This is a genomic window from Porphyromonas canoris, from assembly GCF_000765975.1.
GTDB lineage: Bacteria > Bacteroidota > Bacteroidia > Bacteroidales > Porphyromonadaceae > Porphyromonas_A > Porphyromonas_A canoris.
Genome location: NZ_JQZX01000006.1, coordinates 144,729 through 170,687 on the forward strand (window position 1 = coordinate 144,729; position 25,959 = coordinate 170,687).

The 25,959-nt window shown below is 47.3% G+C and carries 22 protein-coding genes; 11 read left to right on the top strand and 11 right to left on the bottom strand.

The window, feature by feature from the left end:
• Positions 1-201: 201 nt before the first annotated feature.
• Complete coding sequence (locus tag HQ29_RS02130) at positions 202-981, bottom strand: SDR family NAD(P)-dependent oxidoreductase (RefSeq protein ID WP_036867240.1); 780 nt, start codon at positions 979-981, stop codon at positions 202-204.
• Positions 982-1,831: 850 nt separating this feature from the next.
• Between HQ29_RS02130 and HQ29_RS02135 the strand changes: the two genes are divergently transcribed.
• The 8 genes from HQ29_RS02135 (at position 1,832) to HQ29_RS02170 (ending at position 9,290) form a co-directional block, all read left to right on the top strand.
• Entirely contained in the window at positions 1,832-2,377 is a 546-nt protein-coding gene (locus HQ29_RS02135) for a nitroreductase family protein (RefSeq protein ID WP_036867242.1), read from the top strand.
• Between the two features lie 12 nt (positions 2,378-2,389).
• Positions 2,390-3,193 carry a Rossmann-like and DUF2520 domain-containing protein gene (locus HQ29_RS02140; protein WP_036867244.1) on the top strand — a complete coding sequence of 268 codons (804 nt, stop codon included), beginning with the start codon at positions 2,390-2,392 and terminating at the stop codon, positions 3,191-3,193.
• Positions 3,186-3,707 (top strand): KdsC family phosphatase, encoded by a 522-nt coding sequence (locus tag HQ29_RS02145; RefSeq protein WP_036789483.1) that lies wholly within the window; start codon positions 3,186-3,188, stop codon positions 3,705-3,707. Before HQ29_RS02140 ends, HQ29_RS02145 begins: the two co-directional genes overlap by 8 nt.
• Before the next feature lie 17 nt (positions 3,708-3,724).
• Entirely contained in the window at positions 3,725-4,309 is a 585-nt protein-coding gene (locus HQ29_RS02150; protein ID WP_036789482.1) for a Maf family nucleotide pyrophosphatase, read from the top strand.
• A gap of 122 nt (positions 4,310-4,431) precedes the next feature.
• Entirely contained in the window at positions 4,432-5,844 is a 1,413-nt protein-coding gene (locus HQ29_RS02155) for a Gfo/Idh/MocA family protein (protein ID WP_036789481.1), read from the top strand.
• A gap of 538 nt (positions 5,845-6,382) precedes the next feature.
• A complete protein-coding gene (locus tag HQ29_RS02160) occupies positions 6,383-7,324 on the top strand; it encodes a ribose-phosphate pyrophosphokinase (protein WP_036789478.1) in 942 nt (313 codons plus the stop codon).
• Positions 7,325-7,333: 9 nt separating this feature from the next.
• Complete coding sequence (gene mutY, locus HQ29_RS02165) at positions 7,334-8,401, top strand: A/G-specific adenine glycosylase (protein ID WP_036867247.1); 1,068 nt, start codon at positions 7,334-7,336, stop codon at positions 8,399-8,401.
• A gap of 109 nt (positions 8,402-8,510) precedes the next feature.
• Complete coding sequence (locus HQ29_RS02170; RefSeq protein WP_036867248.1) at positions 8,511-9,290, top strand: hypothetical protein; 780 nt, start codon at positions 8,511-8,513, stop codon at positions 9,288-9,290.
• 10 nt (positions 9,291-9,300) lie between these two features.
• Here HQ29_RS02170 and HQ29_RS02175 read toward each other — a convergent pair whose 3' ends face one another.
• Positions 9,301-10,839 (bottom strand): PepSY-associated TM helix domain-containing protein, encoded by a 1,539-nt coding sequence (locus tag HQ29_RS02175; protein ID WP_036789469.1) that lies wholly within the window; start codon positions 10,837-10,839, stop codon positions 9,301-9,303.
• Positions 10,840-10,985: 146 nt separating this feature from the next.
• Between HQ29_RS02175 and HQ29_RS02180 the strand changes: the two genes are divergently transcribed.
• Both HQ29_RS02180 and HQ29_RS02185 read left to right on the top strand, forming a co-directional pair.
• The gene (locus HQ29_RS02180) at positions 10,986-11,321 is read left to right on the top strand and encodes a cupin domain-containing protein (RefSeq protein WP_036846882.1); all 336 of its coding nucleotides are present in this window, start codon (positions 10,986-10,988) and stop codon (positions 11,319-11,321) included.
• Between the two features lie 3 nt (positions 11,322-11,324).
• Positions 11,325-12,560 carry a DUF438 domain-containing protein gene (locus tag HQ29_RS02185; protein ID WP_036867249.1) on the top strand — a complete coding sequence of 412 codons (1,236 nt, stop codon included), beginning with the start codon at positions 11,325-11,327 and terminating at the stop codon, positions 12,558-12,560.
• A gap of 783 nt (positions 12,561-13,343) precedes the next feature.
• On the opposite strand, the gene pyrB is transcribed toward HQ29_RS02185, so the two are convergent.
• The 8 genes from pyrB to HQ29_RS02225 all read right to left on the bottom strand — a co-directional run bounded on the left by pyrB (position 13,344) and on the right by HQ29_RS02225 (position 23,374).
• Positions 13,344-14,426: an aspartate carbamoyltransferase gene (gene pyrB, locus HQ29_RS02190; protein ID WP_036867250.1), complete on the bottom strand. Its 1,083-nt coding sequence runs from the start codon at positions 14,424-14,426 to the stop codon at positions 13,344-13,346.
• Between the two features lie 20 nt (positions 14,427-14,446).
• Positions 14,447-15,088 carry an orotate phosphoribosyltransferase gene (gene pyrE / locus HQ29_RS02195; protein ID WP_036867329.1) on the bottom strand — a complete coding sequence of 214 codons (642 nt, stop codon included), beginning with the start codon at positions 15,086-15,088 and terminating at the stop codon, positions 14,447-14,449.
• Positions 15,089-15,364: 276 nt separating this feature from the next.
• Positions 15,365-16,066 (bottom strand): orotidine-5'-phosphate decarboxylase, encoded by a 702-nt coding sequence (gene pyrF, locus HQ29_RS02200; RefSeq protein WP_036867251.1) that lies wholly within the window; start codon positions 16,064-16,066, stop codon positions 15,365-15,367.
• 38 nt (positions 16,067-16,104) lie between these two features.
• A complete protein-coding gene (locus HQ29_RS02205; protein ID WP_036867252.1) occupies positions 16,105-17,016 on the bottom strand; it encodes a dihydroorotate dehydrogenase in 912 nt (303 codons plus the stop codon).
• Positions 17,010-17,756 carry a dihydroorotate dehydrogenase electron transfer subunit gene (locus tag HQ29_RS02210; RefSeq protein WP_036867253.1) on the bottom strand — a complete coding sequence of 249 codons (747 nt, stop codon included), beginning with the start codon at positions 17,754-17,756 and terminating at the stop codon, positions 17,010-17,012. Before HQ29_RS02210 ends, HQ29_RS02205 begins: the two co-directional genes overlap by 7 nt.
• 14 nt (positions 17,757-17,770) lie before the next feature.
• Positions 17,771-20,953, bottom strand: a complete 3,183-nt coding sequence (carB, locus tag HQ29_RS02215) for a carbamoyl-phosphate synthase large subunit (RefSeq protein ID WP_036867255.1) — start codon at positions 20,951-20,953, stop codon at positions 17,771-17,773.
• A 7-nt stretch (positions 20,954-20,960) separates the two neighbouring features.
• On the bottom strand, positions 20,961-22,049 hold the full coding sequence (locus HQ29_RS02220; RefSeq protein ID WP_235300021.1) for a carbamoyl phosphate synthase small subunit: 1,089 nt from the start codon (positions 22,047-22,049) through the stop codon (positions 20,961-20,963).
• 20 nt (positions 22,050-22,069) lie between these two features.
• A complete protein-coding gene (locus HQ29_RS02225; RefSeq protein WP_036867257.1) occupies positions 22,070-23,374 on the bottom strand; it encodes a dihydroorotase in 1,305 nt (434 codons plus the stop codon).
• 273 nt (positions 23,375-23,647) lie between these two features.
• On the opposite strand from HQ29_RS02225, the gene HQ29_RS02230 reads away from it, so the two are divergent.
• Complete coding sequence (locus HQ29_RS02230; protein ID WP_052089699.1) at positions 23,648-24,409, top strand: DUF5715 family protein; 762 nt, start codon at positions 23,648-23,650, stop codon at positions 24,407-24,409.
• 873 nt (positions 24,410-25,282) lie between these two features.
• Here the strand turns inward: HQ29_RS02230 and HQ29_RS02235 are convergent.
• Positions 25,283-25,714 (bottom strand): copper resistance protein NlpE, encoded by a 432-nt coding sequence (locus HQ29_RS02235; protein ID WP_082226819.1) that lies wholly within the window; start codon positions 25,712-25,714, stop codon positions 25,283-25,285.
• Between the last annotated feature and the right edge of the window lie 245 nt (positions 25,715-25,959).

Genomic DNA, 25,959 nt, shown 5'->3' on the forward strand with positions numbered 1-25,959 from the left:
ACCATCGCCCTTTTCTTCTATCACAAGCTCTCCATACTTTATATGCTCAAAGATCCACCGACAGGTCGGTGCTTTATCACGAAGGGCGACTATTGTGTAAAACTTTCTGTCTGTTTTCTAATCCTTATTTTCTATTCCGTTTCGTTTCTTCACGCCTTATCTCTTTTCGAGAGACAATAGTAACACTTTTTTCCGTTCTGTTTATGCTTGTATGCGACGTACCATATTCCGTACCCAACTCCTTGGAGCAAATCTTCCCGAAAAGACCAACAGCCGGTTCCATACGCCATGAATGGCAACCACCTGCCCTCTCATCATTGCTTCGTAACCAAATCGCGCCACATCTTGAGGCTCGCTCACCTTTAGATTCCTAAACAGTCCCGAAGCCAAGAGATCGGCTCTCGCCTCAAAGCCCGTCCGTATAGGTCCGGGGCATAAAGCCGTCACAGAAACACCCGTTCCCTCCAGCTCTGTTGCAAGAGCTTCGGAAAAAGAGAGGACAAACGCCTTTGTCGCATAATAAATACTCATGTACGGACCGGGCTGAAAAGCTGCTATGCTGGCAACATTCAGTATCCGTCCCCTTTTGAGCCATACCATCTCCTGTCCGAAAAGATGACAAAGCTCCACCACGGCAGAGATGTTCAGAGCGATCATCTCCTGTTGTTTTTTCAGATCGGAGGTACAAAACGGAGCAAAATCGCCAAACCCCGCATTGTTTACAAGGATCTCTATCTCGAAGCCTTGCTCTCTAACCAGATCGTAAAGCCTGCGAGGAGACTCGACAAGAGCAAGATCCATGGCAACGATATCGGCAGAGATCCCGAAGGACTGCTCTATGTAGAGCTTCAAAGAAAGCAATCTCTCCTCGTTTCTTGCTACCAAAACGAGGTGATGACCATTGCTTGCCATCAGCATGGCAATCTCCATACCAAGACCTCCGGACGCTCCCGTTATCAATGTTCTTCTCTTATCCGACATAAAACAACAGTTTGTATATACGAATGTAAAGAAAAACGATGATACCTTTCCCGAATTTCCTATTTTTAACCTACGTTTCCATTCCGCGCCACACCTCTATTTTTATATATTTAGTACCGAAAAAAGCCCTCTTTTTTGCCTCTCTCTATTTTGATCAGAGGGGTCGTTTTCAGAGGTGCGCCGGATTTGTTAAATCGGCCTGTTTTATTAACACAAATTTTGATACCTGTTAAGCCAAAACGCTAAACGAGCATATTCTTTCGGCTTAACGTGTTTAATTTTTCAACGAACACGTTTACCGATTTCATTAAACACGTTTACCGGNGCTTAACGTGTTTAATTTTTCAACGAACACGTTTACCGATTTCATTAAACACGTTTACCGGATTCGGTTAACGTGTTTAGCCAAAACAATTAAAACACTAATAATCAACAAACTACGCATTTTTACCCTAAAATGCCCCTGAAAAGGCAAATTTCTTTATTAGGAAACGTTTACAGAGATAGGTGTTAAAATTCATACTTATTAACGCGAAAAAGCCTCATGAAACGGACTGAGAAAAAATTTTTTCCAAATTCGCGATTTTCCATATACACCTGAATGTAAAACACTTAGCACACCCTCTCCATTTTTCATGCTCTCCGACCGGGAGAAAAATCGGAGCAAGAAAAAGAGGAGCCGGCTCTCCGTTTTTATATAAAAGCTCCCCTTAAAAGAGCCTAAAAGAGAGGTTGAGAAGAGAGCATCTCTTCCCTCTTTTACGGAAAATATAACTATCTTCGTGAAGCCTTTACAACAAGGTTTTGTGTCAGGCATCAGACACCTAACAGACAACAAAAGAAGAAAGATATGAGTCACGTACATTTTATATCCTCCAAGCGTAAAAGCATTCGCAAGTTTGCGCCCGTCCCTGTCCCTCAAGAGGCTGTACAGGAGATATTAGAGGTAGGGCTTCGTGCGCCATCCTCGATGAGTACCAACGCCACACGTTTTATTGTAGTAGAAGATAAGAGCACGCTGGAAGCGTTGTCCAAGAGTAAGAAGATGGGCAGTAAGTTTTTGGCAGAAGCTCCGTTGGCTATCGTTGTGGCTGTGGATCTCAATAAGTCGCGCCGTCCGGAAGCAGAAGCCGCCATCGCTGCCACTATGATGCAGCTCGCCGTTACCGATCTGGAGCTTGGCTCATGCTGGATACACGTGGCAGACTCCACCTCTCCCGAAGGAGAAGAGAGCGAAGCCATCGTGAAGAGAGTACTGAACATCCCTCCGAGCATAGGAGTCCTCTGCATCCTTGCACTCGGTGTCCCTGCCAATGATGAAGATCTCGCATTCCGTGATATAGAGATAGACTGGGGACGTGTATCCATAGACACGTTCAAGGATATAGAAGACTGATTTCACTACACCATGTACACCTTCTGTCTTGTCGGCTCCGGCAATGTTGCGACCCATATAGGGACAGCTCTCTCAAAGGCAAATCTCCGATGTTTGGGCGTGATGAGTGCCACGGCAAAGCACGCAGAAGCATTGGCTCGGAAGCTCGACACCAAAGGAGTAACAAGAGTGGAAGAGCTTCCCCGAACGGCAGACATCTATCTCCTGTCCGTTACGGACACCGCCTTAGCCGCTCTTGCCGGGCAGCTTTGCCGGCATATCTCTCCCGATGCAGTGCTTCTGCACACGGCAGGAAGCATTCCCATGCAGACACTTTCTCCCCATCCCCATATCGGTGTGCTCTATCCGTTGCAGACGTTTTCACGCTCCAGAGCGTTGGATATGTCCGATGTCCCTCTGTTCGTAGAGGCTTCCGACGAAAAAGCAAAAGAGGCTATACAGACACTTGCCTCTGCTCTTCAGAGCAAGCAGATCAGGGAGACCGGTTCCGGCGAACGGCTCATCCTGCACCTCGCTGCGGTTTTCGCCTGCAACTTTTCCAATAACATGCTGCACTCCGCAGCCCTTCTGCTCAAGAGGTATGGACTGGAAGAGACCCTTCTGAACCCTCTCATACAAGAGACCATGGCTAAAGCGATGGAGATGGGAGCGGATAAGAGCCAGACCGGACCTGCGGTAAGAGGAGACCGTAACGTGCTTTCGCGCCACCTTTCACTGCTGGAAGAGGAGGGCTTGCCTTCGCTTACCGAAGTGTATCGGAGCGTTAGCCATAACATCCAACAGTTGTCGCACCACACAAAAGATTCAGATGAGTAGAATTTTAGAAGACCTAAGACCATTCAAAGCAGTCATATTCGATGTCGATGGAGTACTTTCCAAGACCACCATCGATATGGATGAGAGTGGCATTCCAAAGCGTACCGTGAATGTTCGAGATGGCTATGCCATCAAGCAAGCCACAGATCAAGGGCTCATTTTAGGTATCATCACAGGAGGCTATTCTCCCTCCCTGCCGTTGCGATACAATGCACTCGGCATGACGCACGTCTATATGAAAGCCTCCAACAAGACAGAGCAGTGGGAAGACTTCTTACAAAAGACCGGGCTACAGCCTCATGAGGTGATCTATGTAGGCGATGATATTCCGGACATACCGGTAATGTCGCGTAGCGGACTCGCCGTTGCACCTGCCGATGCTGCTCCTGAAGTGAAAGCAATAGCGCACTACATCTCTCCGGTGGAAGGAGGCATGGGAGTTGCCAGAGACGTATTGGAACAGTTGATGAAAGCCAAAGGGCTATGGCTAACCGGGGATGCCTTTGGATGGTAAATATAGAATAACAAAATATGCCACGTACTAAGATAATACTTGGAAGCAGCTCCCCAAGAAGAAAAGACCTTCTTCGGAAAATGGGGTATAAGATAGAAGTTCGCACCGCACCCTGTCAAGAGGACTTTTCTCCCGAGATGGACCCAAGAAAAGTCCCTGAATTTTTGGCAGAGAAAAAGGCTCGTGCCATAGGTCCGTTGGTTTCAAAAGACGAGCTGCTCATTACGGCAGACACGATAGTCCTCCTCGATGGAGAGATCATAGGCAAACCGAAAGATAAAGAAGACGCTGTACGCATCCTCTCACTTCTGTCCGGGAAAATGCACGAAGTGATTACCGGCGTGGTGCTATCCTATAAAGGGAGGGTCTGTAAGACAAGTGCCGTGACAAAAGTATATTTTCGCCCCCTCTCCCAAGAGACCATCCGCTACTATGTGGACGCCTACTCCCCTCTGGACAAAGCCGGTGCATACGGCATACAAGAGTGGATAGGACTCATAGCGGTAGAGAAAGTGGAAGGATCTTTCTACAATGTGATGGGGCTGCCAACCTCTCTACTCCGTCATGAGATAGAGAAATGCCTTTCCGGGGCATCCAAATAAAAAGCAGGCAAAACCTCTAAAAGGCTATTATTCAACATTATTTTGTACCTTTGGGAGGATGTTTTGCCACGAGGCTCAAACATAGAATCGTATATTCCATAACACATAAAACTTATAAGAACATGAAGATTAAACAGCTCACAAGCTTAGTGTTGGCAGCTCTTATGGGAGTAGCCATGTTTGCTTGTACGCCTTCGGAGAAATCGACGTCCGAAAAAGACAACATCATTAAAGTCGAAGTCCCGGAAAGACCGGCAGGTCAGGAGCACGTATTGGAGCTTGCCACCGAACCGCTTCCTACCGTAAGAGTCGGATTCATAGGACTTGGTATGAGAGGCCCCGGTGCCGTATATCGCATGATGAACATACCGGGAGTGGAGATCGTGGCACTATGCGACGTAGAGCAGGATCGTGTAGAGAAGGTCAATGCAAAGCTTGTGGAAGCAGGCTTGCCCAAGGCTCAAGAATTTTATGGAGACACTGCCGTATGGCGTAAGCTCTCTGCAATGGAAAATCTGGATCTTATCTACATCGCCACAGACTGGTCTTCACACGCGAAGATGGGTGTTCAGGCGATGAACGATGGCAAGCACGTGGCTATCGAAGTACCTGCTGCGATGACCATGGAAGAGATTTGGGATCTTATCAACACTTCCGAACGCACAAGGAAACACTGTATGCAGCTTGAAAACTGCGTATATGACTTCTTCGAGCTTACTACTCTGAACATGGTTCAACAAGGTCTGCTTGGTGAGGTGATACATGGCGAAGGCGCGTATATCCACTCTCTGAACGACTTCTGGAGCGCATACTGGAACGACTGGAGACTGGACTACAACCGCAAGCACAGAGGCGATGTATATCCTACACACGGTCTCGGCCCGGTTTGTCAGGCGATGAACATTCACCGTGGAGATAAACTCAACTACCTTGTCAGCATGGACACAAAGCCTTTGCAGATTCCGGCTCTTATCAAAGAGAGAACAGGAGAAGAGGTAAAAGACTTCCGCAACGGCGACCATACGATGACAATGATCCGCACCGAAAAGGGTAAGACCATCATGATTCAGCATGACGTTGCTTCTCCAAGACCATATAACCGTCTGTATCAAATCTCCGGGACAAAAGGATTTGCCAATAAATATCCCACTCCGGGCTTTGCTCTTAGCGGAAAGGATCTGGATAAGGAGACTACCCTGAACCACGAAGATCTCGACACACACAACTTTGTTCCGGACGAAGTACGCAAGCAGTTGATGGAAAAATACCGCCACCCGATCGTGGATGTAGAACTTGAAGAGACTGCAAAGCGTGTCGGAGGACACGGTGGTATGGACTTCATCATGGACTATCGCTTGATCTACTGTCTGCAAAAGGGTCTTCCTTTGGATATGGACGTGTACGACCTTGCAGAGTGGTGCTGTCTGATTCCGCTTACAGAGATTTCTCTCGACAACGGTTCTGCTCCGGTAGAGATTCCGGACTTTACTCGCGGTCACTGGAATAAGCTATCCAAGCTGGAGTTTAAGAAGTAAACCTCTAAAATATCTGCGGATTCGACACTCCGTATTCGCAAACAGAAGAGAGGGCTATCCGATATTTTCATCGGGTAGCCCTCTCTTTTTATGGTTGTATCCGCTGCGCAATTATTTTCTTATCCCGTTCAAAACTTTCTCTTATAGTAATAAAAAAAGAGTCTGAACAGATTCAAACAAGAAAATCAAGGTTGGAACAGCAAGATTCAAGACCTGAATTGCAGAAAGTGAGCCTTGATTTTTACCATTCAAGCCTTGAAGTGAGGATTTGATAAGGTTCAAAGAGACTTTTTTACCTGTTCAGAAGAAGTTTTATATGCTCTCAGACCCTTTTTTTACCATGGAATGAGAGAAAAAGAGAAGAGCAAACCGGCAAGAAAGCTACTATCCAAGAGGGGAAACAAAGCTCTTTTGTCCGAACTCCGTTTACCCTGCAAGGCTTTTCTCTTCCCGCCTTGCTCCTATAGAAATTGTTTGTATTTTTGTAACATATTTGGGACACCCCATATATTCTACATATACCTATTAAAATCTGAATATGAGTAAAGAACGAGATTTTCTGATCTTCTCAGGAACAAACTCCCGATACTTGGCAGAAAAAATATGTCAAAGCCTCGGTTGTGAACTTGGAAAGATGCAAGTAGACCGATTCGCAGACGGAGAATTCAGTGTCTATTATGAAGAGTCCATTCGTGGAAAAGATGTCTATTTGGTACAGAGTACGGTACCGACATCGGATAATCTTATGGAGCTTTTGCTGATGATAGATGCGGCAAAGCGTGCAAGTGCCCACTACATCGTGGCTGTCATCCCTTACTTCGGTTGGGCGCGTCAAGACCGTAAGGATAAACCTCGTGTCTCCATCGGTGCCAAGCTGATAGCCGATATGCTTTGTGCTGCCGGAATATGTCGCTTGATCACCATGGACCTTCATGCCGATCAGATTCAGGGATTCTTTAATGTCCCTGTGGATCACCTTTACGCATCGAATGTCTTCTCCAACTACATTCAGGAGACATTGAGCATGGACAATCTCGTTATCGCAACTCCGGATGTGGGTGGTACCAAGCGTGCCAACTCTTATGCCCGCTATCTGGGAGTCCCAATGGTTATCTGCCACAAGAGCAGGCTTAAAGCCAATGAGGTTGCAGAGATGCGTATCATAGGGGAAGTAGAAGGAAAAGATGTTCTGCTTATCGACGACATCGTGGACACAGCAGGAACAATCACCAAGGCAGCCAATCTCATGCTGGAAAATGGAGCGAAGAGCGTCCGTGCGATAGCCAGCCACGCCGTGATGAGCGACCCGGCAACCGAACGTGTTGCAGCATCTGCACTGTCGGAAATGATCTTTACAGACTCCATTCCATACCGCAAAGAGTGCCATAATGTACGCATCCTCAGCGTTGCGGATATGTTTGCGGAAGCCATCAAGCGGGTATCCTGCCACGAGTCTATAAGCTCATTGTACAACATCTAAGTGTGTCCGATGTTCCTTAAAGGAGTAGAGAAAAATAGAACAAAAGAGAAGAGCGAAAGGGCAAGCCTCTTTCGCTCTTCTCTTTTACGGTGGTACTCGGAAAACGGTAGAGATCTGCCTTGGAGACAGACCCAAGATCCGTACAAGATATGGATATCCGAGATCATCCTCCAACAGACACAGGTAAAGCAGGGATGGGGTTACTATCTCCGTTTTGTAGAGCGTTATCCGACAGTCCGATCGCTTGCGGAAGCTCCCGAAGAGGAGGTCTTACATCTGTGGGAAGGGTTGGGCTATTACTCTCGTGCGCACAACATGATGGAGGCAGCAAGGCAGATCTGCAACGAGAAAGGGGGCATCTTTCCCTCCACATACCGAGAGCTGCTCACGCTTAAAGGTGTGGGGGCATACACCGCTGCAGCTATTGCATCCATTGCATTCGGTGAAGCTGTTGCCGTAGTAGATGGAAATGTTTATCGGGTGCTTTCCCGCTTCAACGGCATAGATACTCCAATAGATACCATCGCAGGGAAAAAGCTCTTTGCAGATATGGCTCAGGAGTACATGGATGAGAATGAACCTGCTCTCTATAATCAGGCAATCATGGATTTTGGGGCATTGCAATGTCGCCCGAAAGGGACTGTCTGTCAAGAGTGCCCCTTAGAGCGTGAGTGTCTGGCTCGCAAAGCGGATCTGGTGGATCTTCTGCCCAGAAAGGAGAAACGTGTGGCAGTAAAGGAGGAGAGCATCCGCTATCTCCTCTGCTTCTCTCAAGATGGAGAGCTGGTAGTGCGACAGCGAGACAAGAAGAGCATCTGGAAAGCGTTGCATGAGTTCCCAACACTTTCTCCGGAGGATATAGACTCTCCGGGATATGAGCTGTTATGGGAGACGACACACCAGCTGACACACCGCAGACTTAACATACAGATATACACTTCGGAGCAGAAAAAGGAAGGGCTGACAATGCCTCCGTTCTTTTCCATTCCGCTTGAGTCGCACAACAGAATAGCTTTCCCAAAACCGCTGAGAGAGTTTCTGGACAGACACTTTCCACTACACCTCTCTTCGGAATAGGATAGATTTCCCCGATATAAGGTTCGGCATCTAATACATAAAATAGTATCTTTGTGGGGTGTGAGAGTTTTATTCGAGACCTAGCAGTCTCAAAACAACAGAACAACCTATGAAAAAAGCATATTTTATACTCCTTTCCGCTCTTGTGGCACTGATGTTTCAAGGATGTGATTGGCTATTCAGACGCGGACAATTCGAGGAAGGAAAGATACATATCCCCCATTACGTATTGGGCTATCTGGATAATGCAAAAAATCTGGAAGCGACCTATTACTCCTATGAGAACTCCATCAACATCCGATGGGCACATACGGTGCTGGTTTTGGGCTGGGATTCCAAAGGTGAAGATCTCGCCGGATACAAGGCGTTATGCAATAAAAACAAGGATACAAAGTACGATGCTCTTACCTATACTATCAAAGGAGATGCTTTCCGATCCTTTGGTCGCAGCTACAGATACTACTATAACTCAAATGCCATTACCGGGATAAACGTAACAAGTGACGCGGCATGGGACGATGCCCATCCGGCAGGAGCTTCTCTGAATGACATTATAATCTTCTACTCCAATGCTCTTGATCCGTTCATCCAATCGGGGTATAAGGAAGAGTTCACCTGGGATGAGAAGAAACAAAAATTCGAGCCGATCAAAAAAGAAGACCCTAATGTGGAAGAGCTTGCAGGCAGGATAGAGTGTTTATTGTCCAAGTTCGACTTCTCCTCTTGCCGTCTTCTTGGCTTGGGCGAGATGACGCTATGCCATCTGAAGATCGCCCAAAAACCGACAAAAGAGCTGAAACACATCATCAAGATAGAGATTCTGTTTGAAGACGGAACGAAGACATTCAAACAGCTCAGTATCAATTTCCCGACAGAGAAACGCTCCTGAAATTCGACCATTACGGCTTCCGACTCTTTGCTCCTCTCTTTCTATTGCGCTTGTAAGAGTGTCTGTAAACGATGTAACCTGAGATAAGAATAAAGGTAAAAAGGAGTCCGAACAGAAAGATAAAGAGATCCGAGAAAGGCCCGATCACCGGATTGTATGCACGCCCAACGTGTATCTCCAAAGCAGTATGCCATAGTGAGAGTCTTCCTTTTTTAAGGATCTCCGGCATCTCTGCAAAGGCTGATCCGTCCGATGTTTGCGCTCCGGTATTATAGCTGAACACAATCTCTTTGCCGGCAGAAAAGTCTCTACTGTATCCGCTGACCTGATTATTAAATACAGGTCTGCCTGCAGGCTTTCTCTTTTTCGGTACCACCTCTCCGGTCTGACGGTCCGTGATAACACCATTGACCCTATCCCAAGAAAAAAGTCCACTGAAAGATCCCACCGTCCAGCCGTTTGGAGCAGGCTCCATACAGTTTATACCCATCACACTGACGGGAGGAGTGTAAGCGACAGGGCGAGGAACAGCATCCAAAGAAGCAAGAGAGAAAAATCCGGAAGAGGTGTACAACAGCCAGTCGGAAGTGTTGGCATCGTAACGCAAATTGCGCAGTTTGTCCCTCCAAGGGTTAGGATCGTCCAGCACAGAGCCGGGCAGAGGTTTCACGTCAGAGCGGATAATGGCAATCAGAAGCGGAGGACGCAAAAAAGTACCCGTAATGCCCAGAACAAGGAAGAGCACCAAGAAGAGTGCGCCAACCTTATTGTGCCACTTGATAGAGAGCTTGAGAGCATTCATTGCAGGTTTTATCGCCAGCTGTTTCTTGCGTCTGTAACGAACGAGTTTCGGGATGAAGGTGAATGCTATCCCGGTCAAGCACATCACTATAAGCAGTACCCCAAGAAAATCAACCAATAGCTGTCCCGGCAGACCGAATAGCTCGCCACTGTGTAGCAGCCAAAATGTACGGAACAGAGAGGTTTTCGCAACGTATCCTTCCGGCTCTTTGATTTCGTGAGAGTGAAAAGAGAGGTAAGGATAAGCGGCATGATACACCTTGGAACGGGTCAGCACAACCAGCGTATCACCTTTGACCGTGAGGTCGGATATACGTTCATCTATCCCTGCACGTGCTGTGAGATTTTCCCATCGGTTATCTGCGCCAAGTCTGTACAGATCGAATGTGGTGATTGCATACCGCTGCTCATCCGGTGTGGATACTACTCTGTTCACGATTCTATTATCTGCGCCCGTGAGAAGACCGGCATTAAACGCCGCAAAGGAGCGATGCAATGTGTCGGACAACAACATCCCGGCAGTGCCGTAGAGCAGTACGGAGTCTCCACCAAGCCTGATAGTCCCTTTCACTGCTCCGTTGTTCCAGTTGGTGTAACCATAACTCGCCGGCAGTGCCGATCTTGGAATATCTATGCGTGAAACCGCTCTCCGGTGATTGAGAACAATGCCGGAAAGAGCAGACAGAATAATAAAGAAGCAAACAAACAGCCCTATCCATTTGTGGTACTTCTTAAAAGCCCTGTTCATATCAGTAGAAATCTGTTTTTAGATGAGTATCTGTTTTCGTGCAAAAGTAGCAAATAAATCTCTCGAAAAGCTGTAACATAAATCACGATAAACAATAAAGAAGTCTCCTATATTTGCATAAACAAACACTCAAACCAATTAGAATTATGGAAAAAAGAGCAACATTTCCCTCTGCAACCGTATTTGGTCTTTCTAACGAAATCGAATACTCCGAAGGAGGAATCATAAGCAAGCAGATACTCAAAAACGATGTAGGCAACGTTACACTCTTCTCATTCGACAAAGGACAAGGACTAAGCGAACACACTGCACCCTTTGACGCTTTGGTACAGATCATAGAAGGAGAAGCAGAGATACGTATAGGCGGAAAACCTCATAGCGTGAAAGCCGGTGAGATCATCATCATGCCTGCCAACGTTCCGCACGCTCTGCAAGCGGTGGAAAGCTTTAAGATGGTTTTGACAATGATTAAAGGAAAGTAAACCATGAGCGAATATATCAACAACTCATCCCAAAGAAAAGAGATGCTCAAGCATCTTATCCTCGAACTTCACCGAGGTACAGCACCCGAACAAGTGAAGAAAAGACTCATGGAGATGCTGAAAGCCGTTCCCTACAACGAGGTTGTGGAGGTAGAGCAAGAGCTGATAGCCGAAGGTCTCCCTGAGAGTGAGATCTTGAAGTTATGCGATATACACGCCGCAGTACTCGATGGCAGCATAGACACTTCACACGCTAAGAATGTTCCTCCGGGGCATCCGGTAGACACGTTCAAGCAAGAAAACAGAGCGTTGGAAGCTCGGATAGTGAAGATAGAAGAGATACTGGAAAATCTGCCCAAACTCGATCCAAACGATTGGGAAAAGAGTCTCTTGCAGATACATGCACTCTTTAACGAACTCTCCGATGTAAATAAACACTACCTCCGAAAAGAGTACGCCCTCTTCCCTTACCTCGAAAAAGCCGGCATCACAGGGCCTCCAAAAGTAATGTGGGGCAAGCATGACGAAACTCGTGCCTACCTTAAAGCCGCACACGAACTATTGGGTCGCAAACCGATGCCTACCATTCAGGAGTTTTGCGCAGCAGTACCGGACGTTATCGTACCCGCTATTGAGGCAATACAAGGAATGATCATGAAAGAGGAAGAGATCCTGCTCCCGATGTGCATGGACACCCTTTCGGAAAAAGAGTGGTACAGCATCTATGTCGAAACACCCCAGTTCGGCTTCTGTCTTTATGACCCTACAACCGAATGGCAACCCACGGAAGAAGTAGCAAACGAACCCACTTACCTTTCCGGTGATGCCATAAGACTGTCATCCGGTAGCTTCGATATGAAAGAGCTCGAAAGCCTCTTCGTTACCCTACCGATAGATATCACCTTTGTGGACAAAGAGGATAAAGTAAAGTTCTTCTCCCATAGTCCGAAGCGTGTCTTTGAGCGTAACCGTTCCATCATAGGCAGGGATGTCCGAATGTGTCATCCTCCTCACAGCGTTCACATAGTAGAACAAATCATCAACGACTTCAAGTCCGGAGCCGAGAACAAAGCCGCTTTTTGGCTCTCCAACTTCATGGGCAGATTTATCTATATAGAGTACACCGCTCTGCGAGGAACAGATGGAGAGTATCTCGGAGTAGTGGAAGTAACGCAAGATATTACCGAACTGCGCAAACTGGAAGGCGATCAACGCCTGCTATCATACTCGGAGAAGTAAATAGGAAATAAGCAATAACACCAAAAGCAAACAGTCCCGGACTTTTAGTATAAAGTTTGGGACTGTTTGTAATAAGGTTCTAAAGCTCCATTTTTATATATTCCATCCCTCCCCTCTACCCTCTTTCTATTTCACTCGGAGGAGGTGTTTTGAGAGCACGACCGAATTGTTAAATTCAACCCATTTTGTTAACACAAATTCCGATACATGTTCACTCAAAACACTAAACAAGCATATTCTTTCGGCTTAACGTGTTTAATTTTTCAACGAACACGTTTACCGATTTCATTAAACACGTTTACCGGATTCGATTAACGTGTNGCATATTCTTTCGGCTTAACGTGTTTAATTTTTCAACGAACACGTTTACCGATTTCATTAAACACGTTTACCGGATTCGATTAACGTGTTAAGAATTTTCACTTATAATACTGAGAATTAGAATATTAAGAATTTTCACCCTCTTTTTGCCGTTTTGGGGCATAAAATCAAGTTAAAGTTTATTTGCATATTCCTCTGTTAAAATTCGCATATATTAACGCGAAAAAGCCCCATGAAATGGACTGAGAAAAAATTTTTTCCAAATTCAAGATTTTTCATATCTACCTAATTGTTAGAATCTTATTGCGATCTTCAAATTTTAGGAGGAGGAAAAAGGGGAAGAAAGAGGAGATTTCGGACGAATTTCGGAGAGGTCGTTTTTATATAAAAGTTCCCCAAAAACAGAAGAGCATCCCAAGCCAAAACTTAGAATGCTCTTTTGTATATTTTTCGGCGGGAATGCTACCCGATAAAGTTTTCGCAGTATGCGCAGAGCTTTTCGCCATTGTGCTCGATGTACTGAGCATAAAGCGGCTCGGAGGCAGTGATGCAGACCGGATTGGAACAGCGGTGATCTCCTCTGTGCGTTCCATGTGCAATGCGTGGCACTTTAGGCTCCAAGGCGATACCTTCGGCGGCTCGGAGGAGTGTAAGGATAAGTGCCATGCGGATGTATTTGCCATTTGCCACTTGTCGGAAGTAGGCACTTCGAGGGTCGTTGTCTATCTCCGGTGATATTTCGTTCACGCGTGGAAGTGGATGCAGGACGATCATCCTTTTAGGGGCAAGCGCCATCTTTTCTTCGTCCAAGATGTAGAGATCCTTAACCCGATCGTATTCGGCGATGTCCGAAAAGCGTTCTTTCTGTACGCGTGTCATGTAGAGAATGTCCAACGTCCCGATAACGGTTTCGATGCTGTCGCTTTCGGTATAGGAGAGACTTGCCTGACGCTCCAGCTCTTTCCGCATATAGTCCGGCAGGCGGAGCGAGTCGGGCGAGATGAGAACGAAGTGTATGTTCTCGAATCCGGACATTGCTTTGATGAGAGAATGCACCGTGCGCCCATACTTGAGGTCTCCGCAAAGACCGATGGTGAGCTTGTCGAGTCTGCCCAGTTCACGATGAATCGTCAGAAGATCCGTTAGTGTCTGTGTGGGATGAGAGTGGCTACCGTCTCCGGCGTTAATGACCGGGATGGAGCCGTACTGCGATGCGACCAGGGCGGCACCCTCCTTAAAGTGTCGCATGGCTATGATGTCTGCATAGGTGGATACGACACGAGCCGTGTCGGCAACGGTCTCGCCTTTGGAGACGGAGGAGTTGCGCGCATCGGAGAAGCCGAGAACATTTCCTCCAAGCTCCATCATCGCAGCCGTGAAGCTGAGTCTGGTGCGTGTGCTCGGCTCGTAGAAGAGCGTTGCCAACTTCTTTCCCCTACACACTTCGGCATAGGCAGCCGGGCGGGCTATCATATCTTCGGCAAGGGCGATGAGGTCTCGCACTTCTTGCGAAGTAAAATCGGTAGGTTCTATACAGTGTCTCATGAGAAAGGAGAGGTTAGGGATTACTGTCTGATCCAAGATTCGTCCGAAGGGTTGTTACGGAAGGCGATCACCTGTTCCTTCTCTTCGGGCGCGATGTACCCTTTCTCCACGGCAACTTCCACGAGAGTGTCCACGTTGGAGAGGGAGACATTTTTGACACCGGCGGCTTCGAGGCGGTCGATGCCCTTCTTCATCCCATAGGTGAAGATGCTCACGATGCCGAGCACGTCTGCTCCGGCTTGACGCAATACCTCTACGACGTCCAAAGAGGAGCCGGCTGTGGATATAAGGTCTTCGACGACGACAACTTTTTGCCCCGGTTCAAGGTATCCTTCGATCTGATTGGTGCGTCCGTGGTCCTTGGCACCGCTGCGGACATAGCCCATGGGCAGATCGAGAATGGTGGCTGTGATGGCTGCATGAGCGATGCCGGCGGTGGATGTTCCCATGAGCACCTCCACGTCCGGATAGTGTTCGCGGATGAGAGTTGCGAGTCCTTCCTCCACCGCTTCCCTAATCTTCGGATAGCTCAAAGTGAGGCGATTGTCGCAGTAGATGGGGCTCTTGATACCGCTTGCCCACGTAAAAGGAGCTTTCGGGCTCAAAAAAACTGCTCTGATAGAGAGGAGTTTTTCCGCTATATCTCTTGATAGATTTTCCATGTCTTCTTTAATATCTGTTTTGAGGTGAATGTATATGTTGTGCCGAGGGTGAAAAAGCGTGCAGTCGGTCTCTCCGAATTTGGAGATTGTCATTGCTGTTTTTTATCATTCGGGCGGATCCGTTTTTTCTTCTTCCGCAAGGAGAAAAATTTCTTTCCGCATAGAAATTTATTTTCGTCCGCAAAGAAATTTCGCCTTTTCCGAAAGGAAATTTCAATTCCTTTACATCAAGCTAAAAATCAGAACGCTGTACACGTTTTCAGGATGCGACTTTTTTCATCGCTGCAAGAAGTCTTGACAGACCCTCCGATAAGCCTCCACCGGATCGGGAGCGGCAGTGATGGGACGCCCCACCACGATATAGTCCGACCCGATTTCGCGAGCACGTTCGGGGGTGGTTACGCGTACCTGATCGCCTTTATCCCCATCAGCAAAGCGTACACCGGGCGTGATGGTCAGGAAAGAGGGGTGTGTTGCTTCTTTCACACCCGCCGCTTCGAGCGGAGAGCAGACCACGCCATCGAGTCCGGCACGCTCGGCATTTTTTGCATAGTGAGCTATGACGTCGTTGATATCGCCTTGTATGAGCAGATCTTCATTCATGCGCTCCTGCGAAGTGGACGTAAGCTGCGTTACCGCAATGAGCAGCGGACGAGAGCCATCCGGTCTGGTGAGTCCCTCAACGGCGGCACGCATCATCTCCACCGTACCGGCAGCATGAACGTTAGTCATATCCACATCCAGCTTGGAGAGGACAGCCATCGCTTTCTTTACGGTATTGGGTATGTCGTGGAGCTTGAGATCCAAGAAAATCTTGTGTCCGCGCTTCTTTATCTCTCTTACGATTTCGGGACCTGCAGCGTAGTAAAGCTCCATCCCGATCTTGACATAAGGCTTCTCGTTCCGGAAAAGATCCAGGAAACGGAGCGTAGCCTCTGCGCTCTCAAAGTCGCAAGCTATGATTACATCTTTTGCCATGTTGTTCTGTTTCTGACTATAATAGTGTTCTTTTACTCTTATTCTGCCACACCGATAATCTCCCTGAGGGATGAGATGCCCAGCTTCTCCATCTCCGCCGGAAGCGCTTCGATGATCTCCTTAGAGGCATAGGGATTGATGAGATTGGCGGATCCGACCTGCACCGCAGTAGCTCCTGCCATCATCATCTCCAGGACATCTCGCGCCGTCATCACACCTCCGCATCCCATGATGGGGATCGAGACCGCCTTGTGTGTCTGATACACCATGCGAAGAGCTATGGGAAATATCGCAGGTCCTGAGAATCCGCCCGTGCCGTTGGCAAGGACAGGACGACGCTTTTTGAGGTCAAAGCGCATGCCCAAAAGCGTATTGATCAGACAAAGACCATCTGCACCTTCCGCTTCGCATGCCTTTGCGATGGAGACGATATCCGTAACGTTCGGGCTCAATTTGATATAAACCGGTTTTTTGCTTACGGCTTTCACATGCTTGGTTACGAGTGCGGCTTGATCGGGACAAGTGCCAAAACTCATCCCTCCATGCTTGACGTTGGGGCAGCTGACGTTGATCTCGATGATGCCGACCTGCTCCACTTCGCTCATCAACTCGGTGCAGTAGACATACTCTTCCAATGAAAATCCGCTGATATTAGCCACCAACGGTTTCTTGAAGATCTTTGCCAGTCGGGGAAGTTCCTCTTCTATCACCTTATGAACGCCGGGATTTTGCAGTCCGACCGCATTGAGCATTCCCTCCGTGCACTCTGCGATGCGCGGGGTAGGGTTACCGAATCGAGGTTCTTTCGTAGTTCCCTTGAAAGATATGGAGCCAAGAATGTTGAGATCATAAAAAGGAGCGTACTCCTGACCGAACCCGAATGTTCCGCTTGCAGGGATGATGGGATTATCCAACTCCACTCCGCTAAGATTCACAGATAAGTCTACCATACGATCTCCTCCTTTCTGAATACAGGACCTTCCAAGCAAACTCGCTTGTATCCTTCCGTTGTCTTGTGTGTGCATCCCATACATCCTCCAAAGCCGCAGCCCATTCTCTCTTCAAAAGAGAACTGTCCGGTGAAAGGCAGAGCATGGAGAGCTTTCAGCATGGGCGTCGGTCCGCAGGTGAAAAGATAGTCTATACTCCGACACTCCGGGTTGTTCATGATAAGGTCCGTAACCAATCCTTTGAATCCGCAACTACCATCCATCGTAGCGACAAGTACCGTTGTTCCGGGAATCTCGGCAAATTTATCGGCATAGAAGATCTCTTTCTCCGTATTAAAACCCAACACTACGATTGGTGCAGAGCCCTTATCGGCAAGCTCCTTACAAAGCCTGTAAAGGGGAGGTACACCCACTCCGCCGCCCACAAGAAGCGGACGGGAAGCAGGTACAGATATATCGAAACCGTTGCCAAGACCTGTCAGGAGGTCAAGCTCGGCTCCTGCATTCATCTTGGAGAGTGCCTCCGTTCCGGAGCCAAAGACCTTATATATAAGGGTCATAGTGCCGGCATCATAGTCGCATACAGAGATGGGACGACGCAGGAAATGCCCTTGAACAAGGATATTGACGAACTGACCAGGACGGGAAAGATACCGGGTATCTCCCTCCAATATCATCTGCCAGACATCCTTGGCGATATTGACATTACTAAGGATAGTATATCTTCCTTTCTTGTACATTATATCCGTTTTATTTATTCGGCATCTATGGTCGAAACTTTCAGAGTGATCTCTTCCAGCACATCCAACAATACTTTCACGGTTTCCAGCGCAGTGAAGACGGTAACGTTGTTCTCCACGGCGGCTCTACGTATTTCGTAGCCATCCAGACGAGTATTGTGCTGATTTACATCTATCGAGTTGATCACGTAGCTCACATAGCCTTGTCTTAGAGAGTCTATAATCTCTGTACTACCCTCGCTCAGCTTGTGCAGTGTACGTGTCCGGATTCCGTTGTCTCTCAAATATTTTGCCGTACCGGTAGTAGCTTCTATGTTAAAGCCAAGGTTATAAAAACGTCTTATGAGTGGAAGAGCTTTCTCCTTGGCAGCATCGGCAAGTGTAACGATCACGGTTCCGTAGTTTGCCACATTCATTCCCGTAGCCTGGAGAGCTTTGTACAAGGCACGGGTAAGCGTTTTGTCGTACCCGATAGCCTCGCCGGTGGATTTCATTTCCGGGCTGAGATAAGAGTCCATACCCCTTATTTTAGCAAAGGAGAATGTCGGAGCTTTCACATACCAACGCTTCTTTTCTGCCGGATACTCGGAGCTGTATCCAAGTTCTTTCAGACTCTTGCCCAGCATAACCTGTGTAGCCAAGTGAGCCATCTGGATTCCGGTTGCTTTGGACAAGAACGGCACAGTACGTGAAGAGCGAGGATTAACCTCGATGACGTAAACCTCTTCTTTGTCGTCCACGATAAACTGGATATTGAACAGCCCTCTTATACCGATTCGCAAGCCCAACTGCTTGGAGTATTCAAGGATGGTCTCTTTCACTTTCTGGCTTACCGAGAATGTCGGATAGACACTGATGGAGTCTCCGGAGTGGATACCTGTTCTCTCCACGTGCTCCATGATACCCGGTATAAAGACATCCGTTCCATCACAGATGGCATCTATCTCAAGCTCTTTACCTATAATATATCTGTCCACAAGCACCGGCTGATCGGTGTTAAGCTCTACCGCATTTTGGAGATAGTGGCGCAGTCTCTCCTCATTGGATACTATCTGCATGGCTCTACCACCAAGAACGTAGCTCGGTCTCACGAGTACCGGATAGCCTATGCGTGCTGCTGCTTTCACACCATCCTCTATGTTGGTTACGGCTTCCGCTTCCGGTTGAGGGATTTTCAGCTCTTCCATGATGCGCTCAAAGCATCCACGGTCTTCTGCGTTGCGTATTGCCTCCACATCGGTACCGATAATGGGCACACCAAGTTTATGTAGTGGCTCTGCAAGGTTAATCGCTGTCTGTCCTCCGAGAGACACGATAGTGCCGACAGGTTTTTCCAGATCGTACACATTCATGACATCTTCCACCGTGAGCGGTTCAAAGTATAACTTATCGCTTGTAGTATAGTCCGTAGATACGGTTTCCGGGTTATTGTTGATGATGATAGCCTCATAACCGGCTTCTCTGATAGACCACACGGCATGAACGGTAGAGTAATCAAACTCCACTCCTTGCCCGATACGTATAGGACCTGAACCCAATACGAGAATCTTTTTCTTGTCGCTCGGAGTGGATTCCGACTCGTTCTCATAAGTAGAATAGAAGTAAGGAATATCCCTATCGGTCTGCCCTGCACAGCTATCCATCATCTTATAGACCGGATAGATGCGGTGTTCTTTGCGGAAAAGATACATCTCTTCCTGACTCATGTTCCAGAGCATTCCCACATACTGATCACTAAAGCCCAGCTTCTTCACCTCTTTCAGAACAGCGGCATCCCTGACATTATTACGGACCAAAGCCTCATGTTCCACTATGTTTTTGAACTTCTCAAGGAAAAACAAGTCTATCTTCGTATTGTTGTAGATAAGAGAAAGGTCTACGCCGTTTCGGATAAGTTGAGCTATGGCATAGATACGTTCATCGGTCGGAGTCTTGATGTATTCAAGAAGTTCCGCAGAGGTTTTGTCGTCGAAGCTTTTCTTGTGAACGTGGCATACGCCCTGCTCCAAACTGCGGATAGCCTTAAGGAAAGACTCTTCCATGGTACGTCCGATACTCATCACCTCTCCGGTGGCTTTCATCTGCGTACCGAGTACATTGGAAGCATCGCTGAACTTATCGAATGGGAAGCGAGCCACCTTTGTTACAACATAGTCTATCGTAGGCTCACAGCAAGCCGGCAGATCCTTGATAAGGATTTCATCCAGATGCATTCCCACAGCAACCTTTGCCGTAACACGAGCTATCGGATAGCCTGTTGCCTTGGAAGCCAAAGCCGAAGAGCGAGAAACACGAGGATTGACCTCTATCAAATAGTAGTTGAAAGAGAGTGGATCCAAAGCAAACTGCACGTTACATCCTCCCTCTATCTTCAGTTCACGGATGATACGAAGGGCACTGTCTCGCAACATCTGCACCTCCTTATTGGTCAGTGTCTGGCTTGGTGCTACCACGATAGAGTCTCCCGTGTGTACGCCTACCGGATCTATATTCTCCATGCTACAGATTGCCATTGCGGTGTCGTTGCTGTCTCGCATCACCTCAAATTCAATCTCCTTGTAGCCTTTGATGCTCTTCTCTATAAGAACCTGATGAACGGGAGAGAGGAATAGTGCATTGCGCATAAGCTCTCTAAGCTCTTCCTCATCATCTGCAAAACCACCACCGGTACCTCCGAGTGTGAATGCAGGACGAAGCACCACCGGATATCCGATTTCCGCAGCCACTTCCACACCCTCTTCTATGGTGTGAGCGATCTTGGACGGAAGCACCGGTTCACCCAGCCCTTTGCACAACTCCTTAAAGAGATCTCTGTCTTCCGCCCTCTCTATACAGGTAAGAGAAGTACCAAGCATCTCTACCTTACACTCGTCCAATATACCTTTCTTGGCAAGCTGCATGGACAGATTAAGCCCTGTCTGACCTCCCAAGCTTGGAAGAAGGGCATCGGGTCTCTCATAGCGAATGATCTTTGCGGCATATTCCAGTGTAAGAGGCTCCATATAGACTTTATCTGCCATGTTGGTATCCGTCATGATTGTTGCCGGATTGGAGTTGAGAAGAATCACTTCATACCCCTCTTCTTTCAAGGCGATGCAGGCTTGTGTTCCTGCGTAGTCAAACTCCGCAGCCTGACCTATCACGATAGGACCGGAGCCTATCACCATTATCTTCTTTATGTCTGTTCTCTTTGGCATCTTCTACTTATTTTTTCATCAGATCTATAAAACCGTCAAACACCTCTCTGTAATCTGTTGGACCCGGATTACTTTCCGGGCAGAACTGTGTTGTCATCACCTTATCCTCTTCGCAGATCATCCCCTCAATATCCTTCAGTACCACATTGCGGTGAGTAGCCACAAGCTTTGTGCCCATCAGGCTACCCTCTCTCATGGAATATCCATGATTTTCCGCTGCCATCTTTACCCTGCCTGTTCGTAGATCCTTAACTGGGAAAGATCCTCTATGACCCACACGCATCTTGTAAGATGTTGCACCATAAGCGTGTCCGATGAGCGTATGTCCGAGAGAGATTCCCAGCATCGGCACTTTCCCCTTGAGCTGTTCTATCGTCTCCAGCACACTTGGAAGATCGGCAGGATTACCGGGTCCGCCGGCAAGGACTATACCGTCCGGAGCAAAGGCGAGAATCTCTTCCGCCGTTGTATCGAAAGGCACTATCGTAACATTGCAGCCTCGTCTGTTAAGACTTCTGATGACATTATACTTCACGCCCAAATCAAGCACGACCACATCGTAGATATGTCCGGGTGTACGGGTCAGCCATCTTTTCTTACAGCTTACACGAGAGACACCGTCTGTCGGAAGCGCCCAAGCGTCCAACTTTGCCTTAGCCTCTTCTACCGGTGTATCGGGTGAAGTAAAGAGCACTTTCTGTGCACCCTCTTGTCTTATTATGCGTGTCAGGGCACGGGTATCCACTCCCGCTATTCCGGGAATATTGTACTCCTCCATCACTTCACTCAGCGTTTTGGTATATCTGAAGTTGCTGGGAGAGTCGTTGTACTCTCTTACCACAAATCCTCCTGCTACAGGATACTTTGCTTCATAGTCTTCATCCGCCACGCCATAGTTTCCTATAAGTGGGTATGTAAGCACCACCGCCTGATCCACGTAAGCCGGATCGGAGAGGATCTCCTGATAACCAACCATGGCAGTATCGAAGACCAACTCCCGGATTGCTTCTACTTTGGCTCCAAAGCCGTAACCATAAAACTCCCTGCCGTCGCTGAGGACGATCTTTGCGGTGTATGGCTTTATCGTTGTCGTCATCTTCTGAAAAAATATATCTGTTAAAGTCTTTCTGACATCTTGTTATCTACATAGACATGCTTACCCGAAACTACGGTGAGCATCGTTTTACCCTGTACATCCCATCCGGTAAACGGAGTGGCTCTACCTTTGGAGAGGAATGTTTCGGGATCTACCTTGTACTTCGCATCCAAGTCCATCACCACAAAATCCGCGCTATCTCCCACGGCAGTACCACCATCTATACGGAACAGACGGCGAGGATTGTTCGCCATCAAGTCCATAAGATGTTCAAGATACATCTTTCCTGCAACGACAAAATACTTGTACATGAGAGGGAATGCTGTTTCCAGTCCGACAATACCCATATTGCTTCCTGCCAGTCCACGGCTCTTTTCCTCTGCCGTATGCGGTGCATGATCCGTGGCAATACACTCCAATGTGCCATCCATAACACCTTTGAAGAGTGCTTCTTGGTCTTCTTTGCTTCTGATAGGCGGATTCATCTTAAATCTTCCATCCTCTTCTATCTCTACATCGGTAAGAAGAAGATAGTGCGGAGCCGTCTCTCCACTCACACGCAAACCTTTTGCTTTGGCTTGTCGGATAAGCTCCACGCTCTCTTTTGTAGAGACATGGCAAACATGATACTGACAGCCGGTGCGTTCGCTGTACTCTATATCCCTCTTGACCTGAAGCCACTCGCTTTCCGAGCAGATCCCTTTGTGTCCGTGAGCTTTGCAGTACTCTCCATCGTGGATATATCCTCCCTTTATCAGCTCTTCCACTTCGCAGTGAGCCACAATGGGTCTGTCCACCACGGCGCATCGGCGCATCGCCTCTTCCATCAAGGCATCTTCCTGCACGCCTCTGCCATCATCGGAAAATCCTGCCACTCTTGACTCTATCCCGGCAAAGTCCACAAGAGTTCCTCCACCCTTCTGTCCTATCGTGATACAACCTATCGGATAGACCTTTACCACAGCCTGCTCCTCTATCATACGCTCCTGTACCGCCAGTGTCTCGCTGCTGTCAGGTGCAGGATTGAGGTTCGGCATCGGACAGATAGCGGTAAATCCGCCATGAGCAGCGGCAGCCGTTCCGGTGGCATAGGTCTCTTTCTCGGAGAATCCGGGTTCACGCATATGCACATGAACGTCTACCAAACCGGGCAACAGCGTAAGACCGGAAAGATCTATCACTTGCTCTTCCGGCTCCATAGGTTCTATCACCGCCTCCACTGCCTCTATCTTTCCGTCTCTCACTGCTACGTCGAAGCGTCCCAGCTCTTTCTTATCTGTGCGGTACACAGTTGCATTCTTGTAGATTGTTCTTGATCTCTTCATCTTGGTTCTTTAATACAAAAAAGGGTAACCGAACAACTCGGCTACCCTAACAGTAAATTGAGGAAATATCGTAAGAGCAGAAAAAGGAAAAGGAGCAAGATCCGCCCGTGTTACAGACTTGGGCAAGGCTACACTGCATCCCTGTATGACTCCTTAGTCTCTCCATTGTGTACTATATGATTTGCTCTTACAAAGGTAGTGCAAACTTTTGGGTTGCGCAAGCCTGAAATACTCTTTTCATTATCTTTGTGAAAGAACAAAAAGAGTTGGCTCATGATGATGAAAATAATGGACTCTTCCACCCTGCGGAAAATCCGTTGGTCTCCATACATTTTAAGGTATATCTTCCCGCTCATTCTCCTTATGACAGGCACCATTTATGTCGTGAGAAAGGTTTCGACCAGCTCTATCACGCCCTACTATTATAAGGAGATGGAGAGAGTCTCTCCCGAAGAAGGGCTGAAGCTGATGAGCTACAAGGGACGGTACAACACCGCCTTTAACGACCTCAATGAAGAGCAGCTGATCGTGGCACAGCGGTTGGGCATAGAGCCGATGCAGAGCAGAGAGGATCTGGATAGCAGGAGGAGCGATCTGGTAGAGGTGAAAGACACCCAAAACTACAGCCTTGCCACACTCTCCCACTCCGTACCGTTCCTGGTGCCGAAAGCCAAAAATCTGTTGGACGAAATCGGTGCAAGATTTTCGGAAAAGCTCTATCTCTATGGGCAAAAACCGTATCGCCTTCAGATAACAAGTATCACTCGTACCATCGCGGATGTTAAAAGTCTGGCAAAAAACAATATCAACTCCACCCCAAACTCTACGCACCTCTACGGGACAACCATAGATATTTCGTGGGCTACGTTCGTAGATCCTCCCTCCGGCTACACAGCGATCAATGGAGAGAAAGACCTCTCGCCGGAACAACTCAAAGGAGTGCTGGCACAAGTGCTCGATGAACTTCGGCAAGCGGATCGCTGTTTCGTGAAACACGAACGCAAACAACCCTGCTTCCATATCACGGTACGATGACAACCCGATGAGAAAAACGAGGGGATATTCATTTTTATATATTCCATCCCGGTGCTTCTCCCCTGTTTTTGCTCTCTCTATTTTGTTCGCACCCCTCGTTTTCAGAGCGCGACCAAACTGTTAAATTTGCCCTATTTTATTAACACAAATTCCGATACTCGTTAAGCCAAAACGCTAAACGAGCATATTCTTTCGGCTTAACGTGTTTAATTTTTCAATGAACACGTTTACCGATTTCATTAAACACGTTTACCGGNAACGAGCATATTCTTTCGGCTTAACGTGTTTAATTTTTCAATGAACACGTTTACCGATTTCATTAAACACGTTTACCGGATTCGATTAACATGTTTAGCCAAAACCATTAAAACACTAACAATCAGCCTACTACGTATTTTTACCCCCAAATGCCCCTGAAAAGGCAAATTTCTCTATTAGGAAACGTTTACAGACAGGGGTGTTAAAATTAACGCCTATTAACGCGAAAAGGCCTCATGAAATGATCTGAGAAAAAATTTTTTCCAAATTCGAGATTTTCCATATCTGATTGATTTCAAACCCATTACACAATCTTCAAAAATCGGAGACTGACTTTATGGCAGTGGCATTCCCCTTTCCGAACCCGTTTTTAGGGGAAAATCGGGTAAGTTGGCGAGAACTTTTATATAAAAATAGAGAGCGAAAAAAGTGTCTGAACCCTATTAAAAAGAAAAGCAAGAACTTTTGGAAAACAAAAAACCTGCAAATCTTCATCTCCTAAGAGCAGAAAATTTGCAGGTTTTTCTCAAAGTGCCACCATGCCGGGCATCTATATCTGAAAAATCAGAGGTGTCTCTTCCCATAAAAGAAGAGACCCGAAAAGAGCTTCCGAAACTACTTTTTGATCAAAACATAGTTTTGTGCCAACTCTCCCTCCGGCTCTACGCCATTGGAATCGCACAATACCGCTCTGTCTTCATAGATATTGAAGTATCTCGCTTCGGTGTCCGGGGAAGAGAGTTCGATCGTACGACGATTTTGCAAAAGAGTGAACTTTCCGCTCTCTTGAAGGGTTGAGTTTTCCTCTCCCATATACTCCATAGTGAGGGTAAACTCCTCGCCGGAAAGGGTCAAAGACATACGGATGCCTTCACAATCGGCACAAGGGATAACGCCTTCAAAGGTTCCTTGCAGCACTTCAGCCATAGCTTCCTCGCTAATAGACCATTCTACGGTAGTTTCTGTGGCAGTCTCGTTGCCACTCTTGTTGTTGCAGCCAACAAGGAAGATCGCACTAAGAACGATCATAAGAGATCTCTTTTTCATCTTGCTTATATGATTTTGTTGTGTGATAATAGGATAATGCAAAGATAATCATTCTGTTTCGGAGAAAAACAGATGCTCCGAACGGATAGTGTGAATAAAAACAAAAGAGGGTGTCTCACGACACCCTCTTTGTTTCTGTTCTGTTATTTGATAACCTTAAAAAATCTAATACCATGAAAAACACACTGCAAAGTTAAAGCCTTTTTTCTTTCCATCCAACGCTTTATTTGCTTTTTTTTGCTATT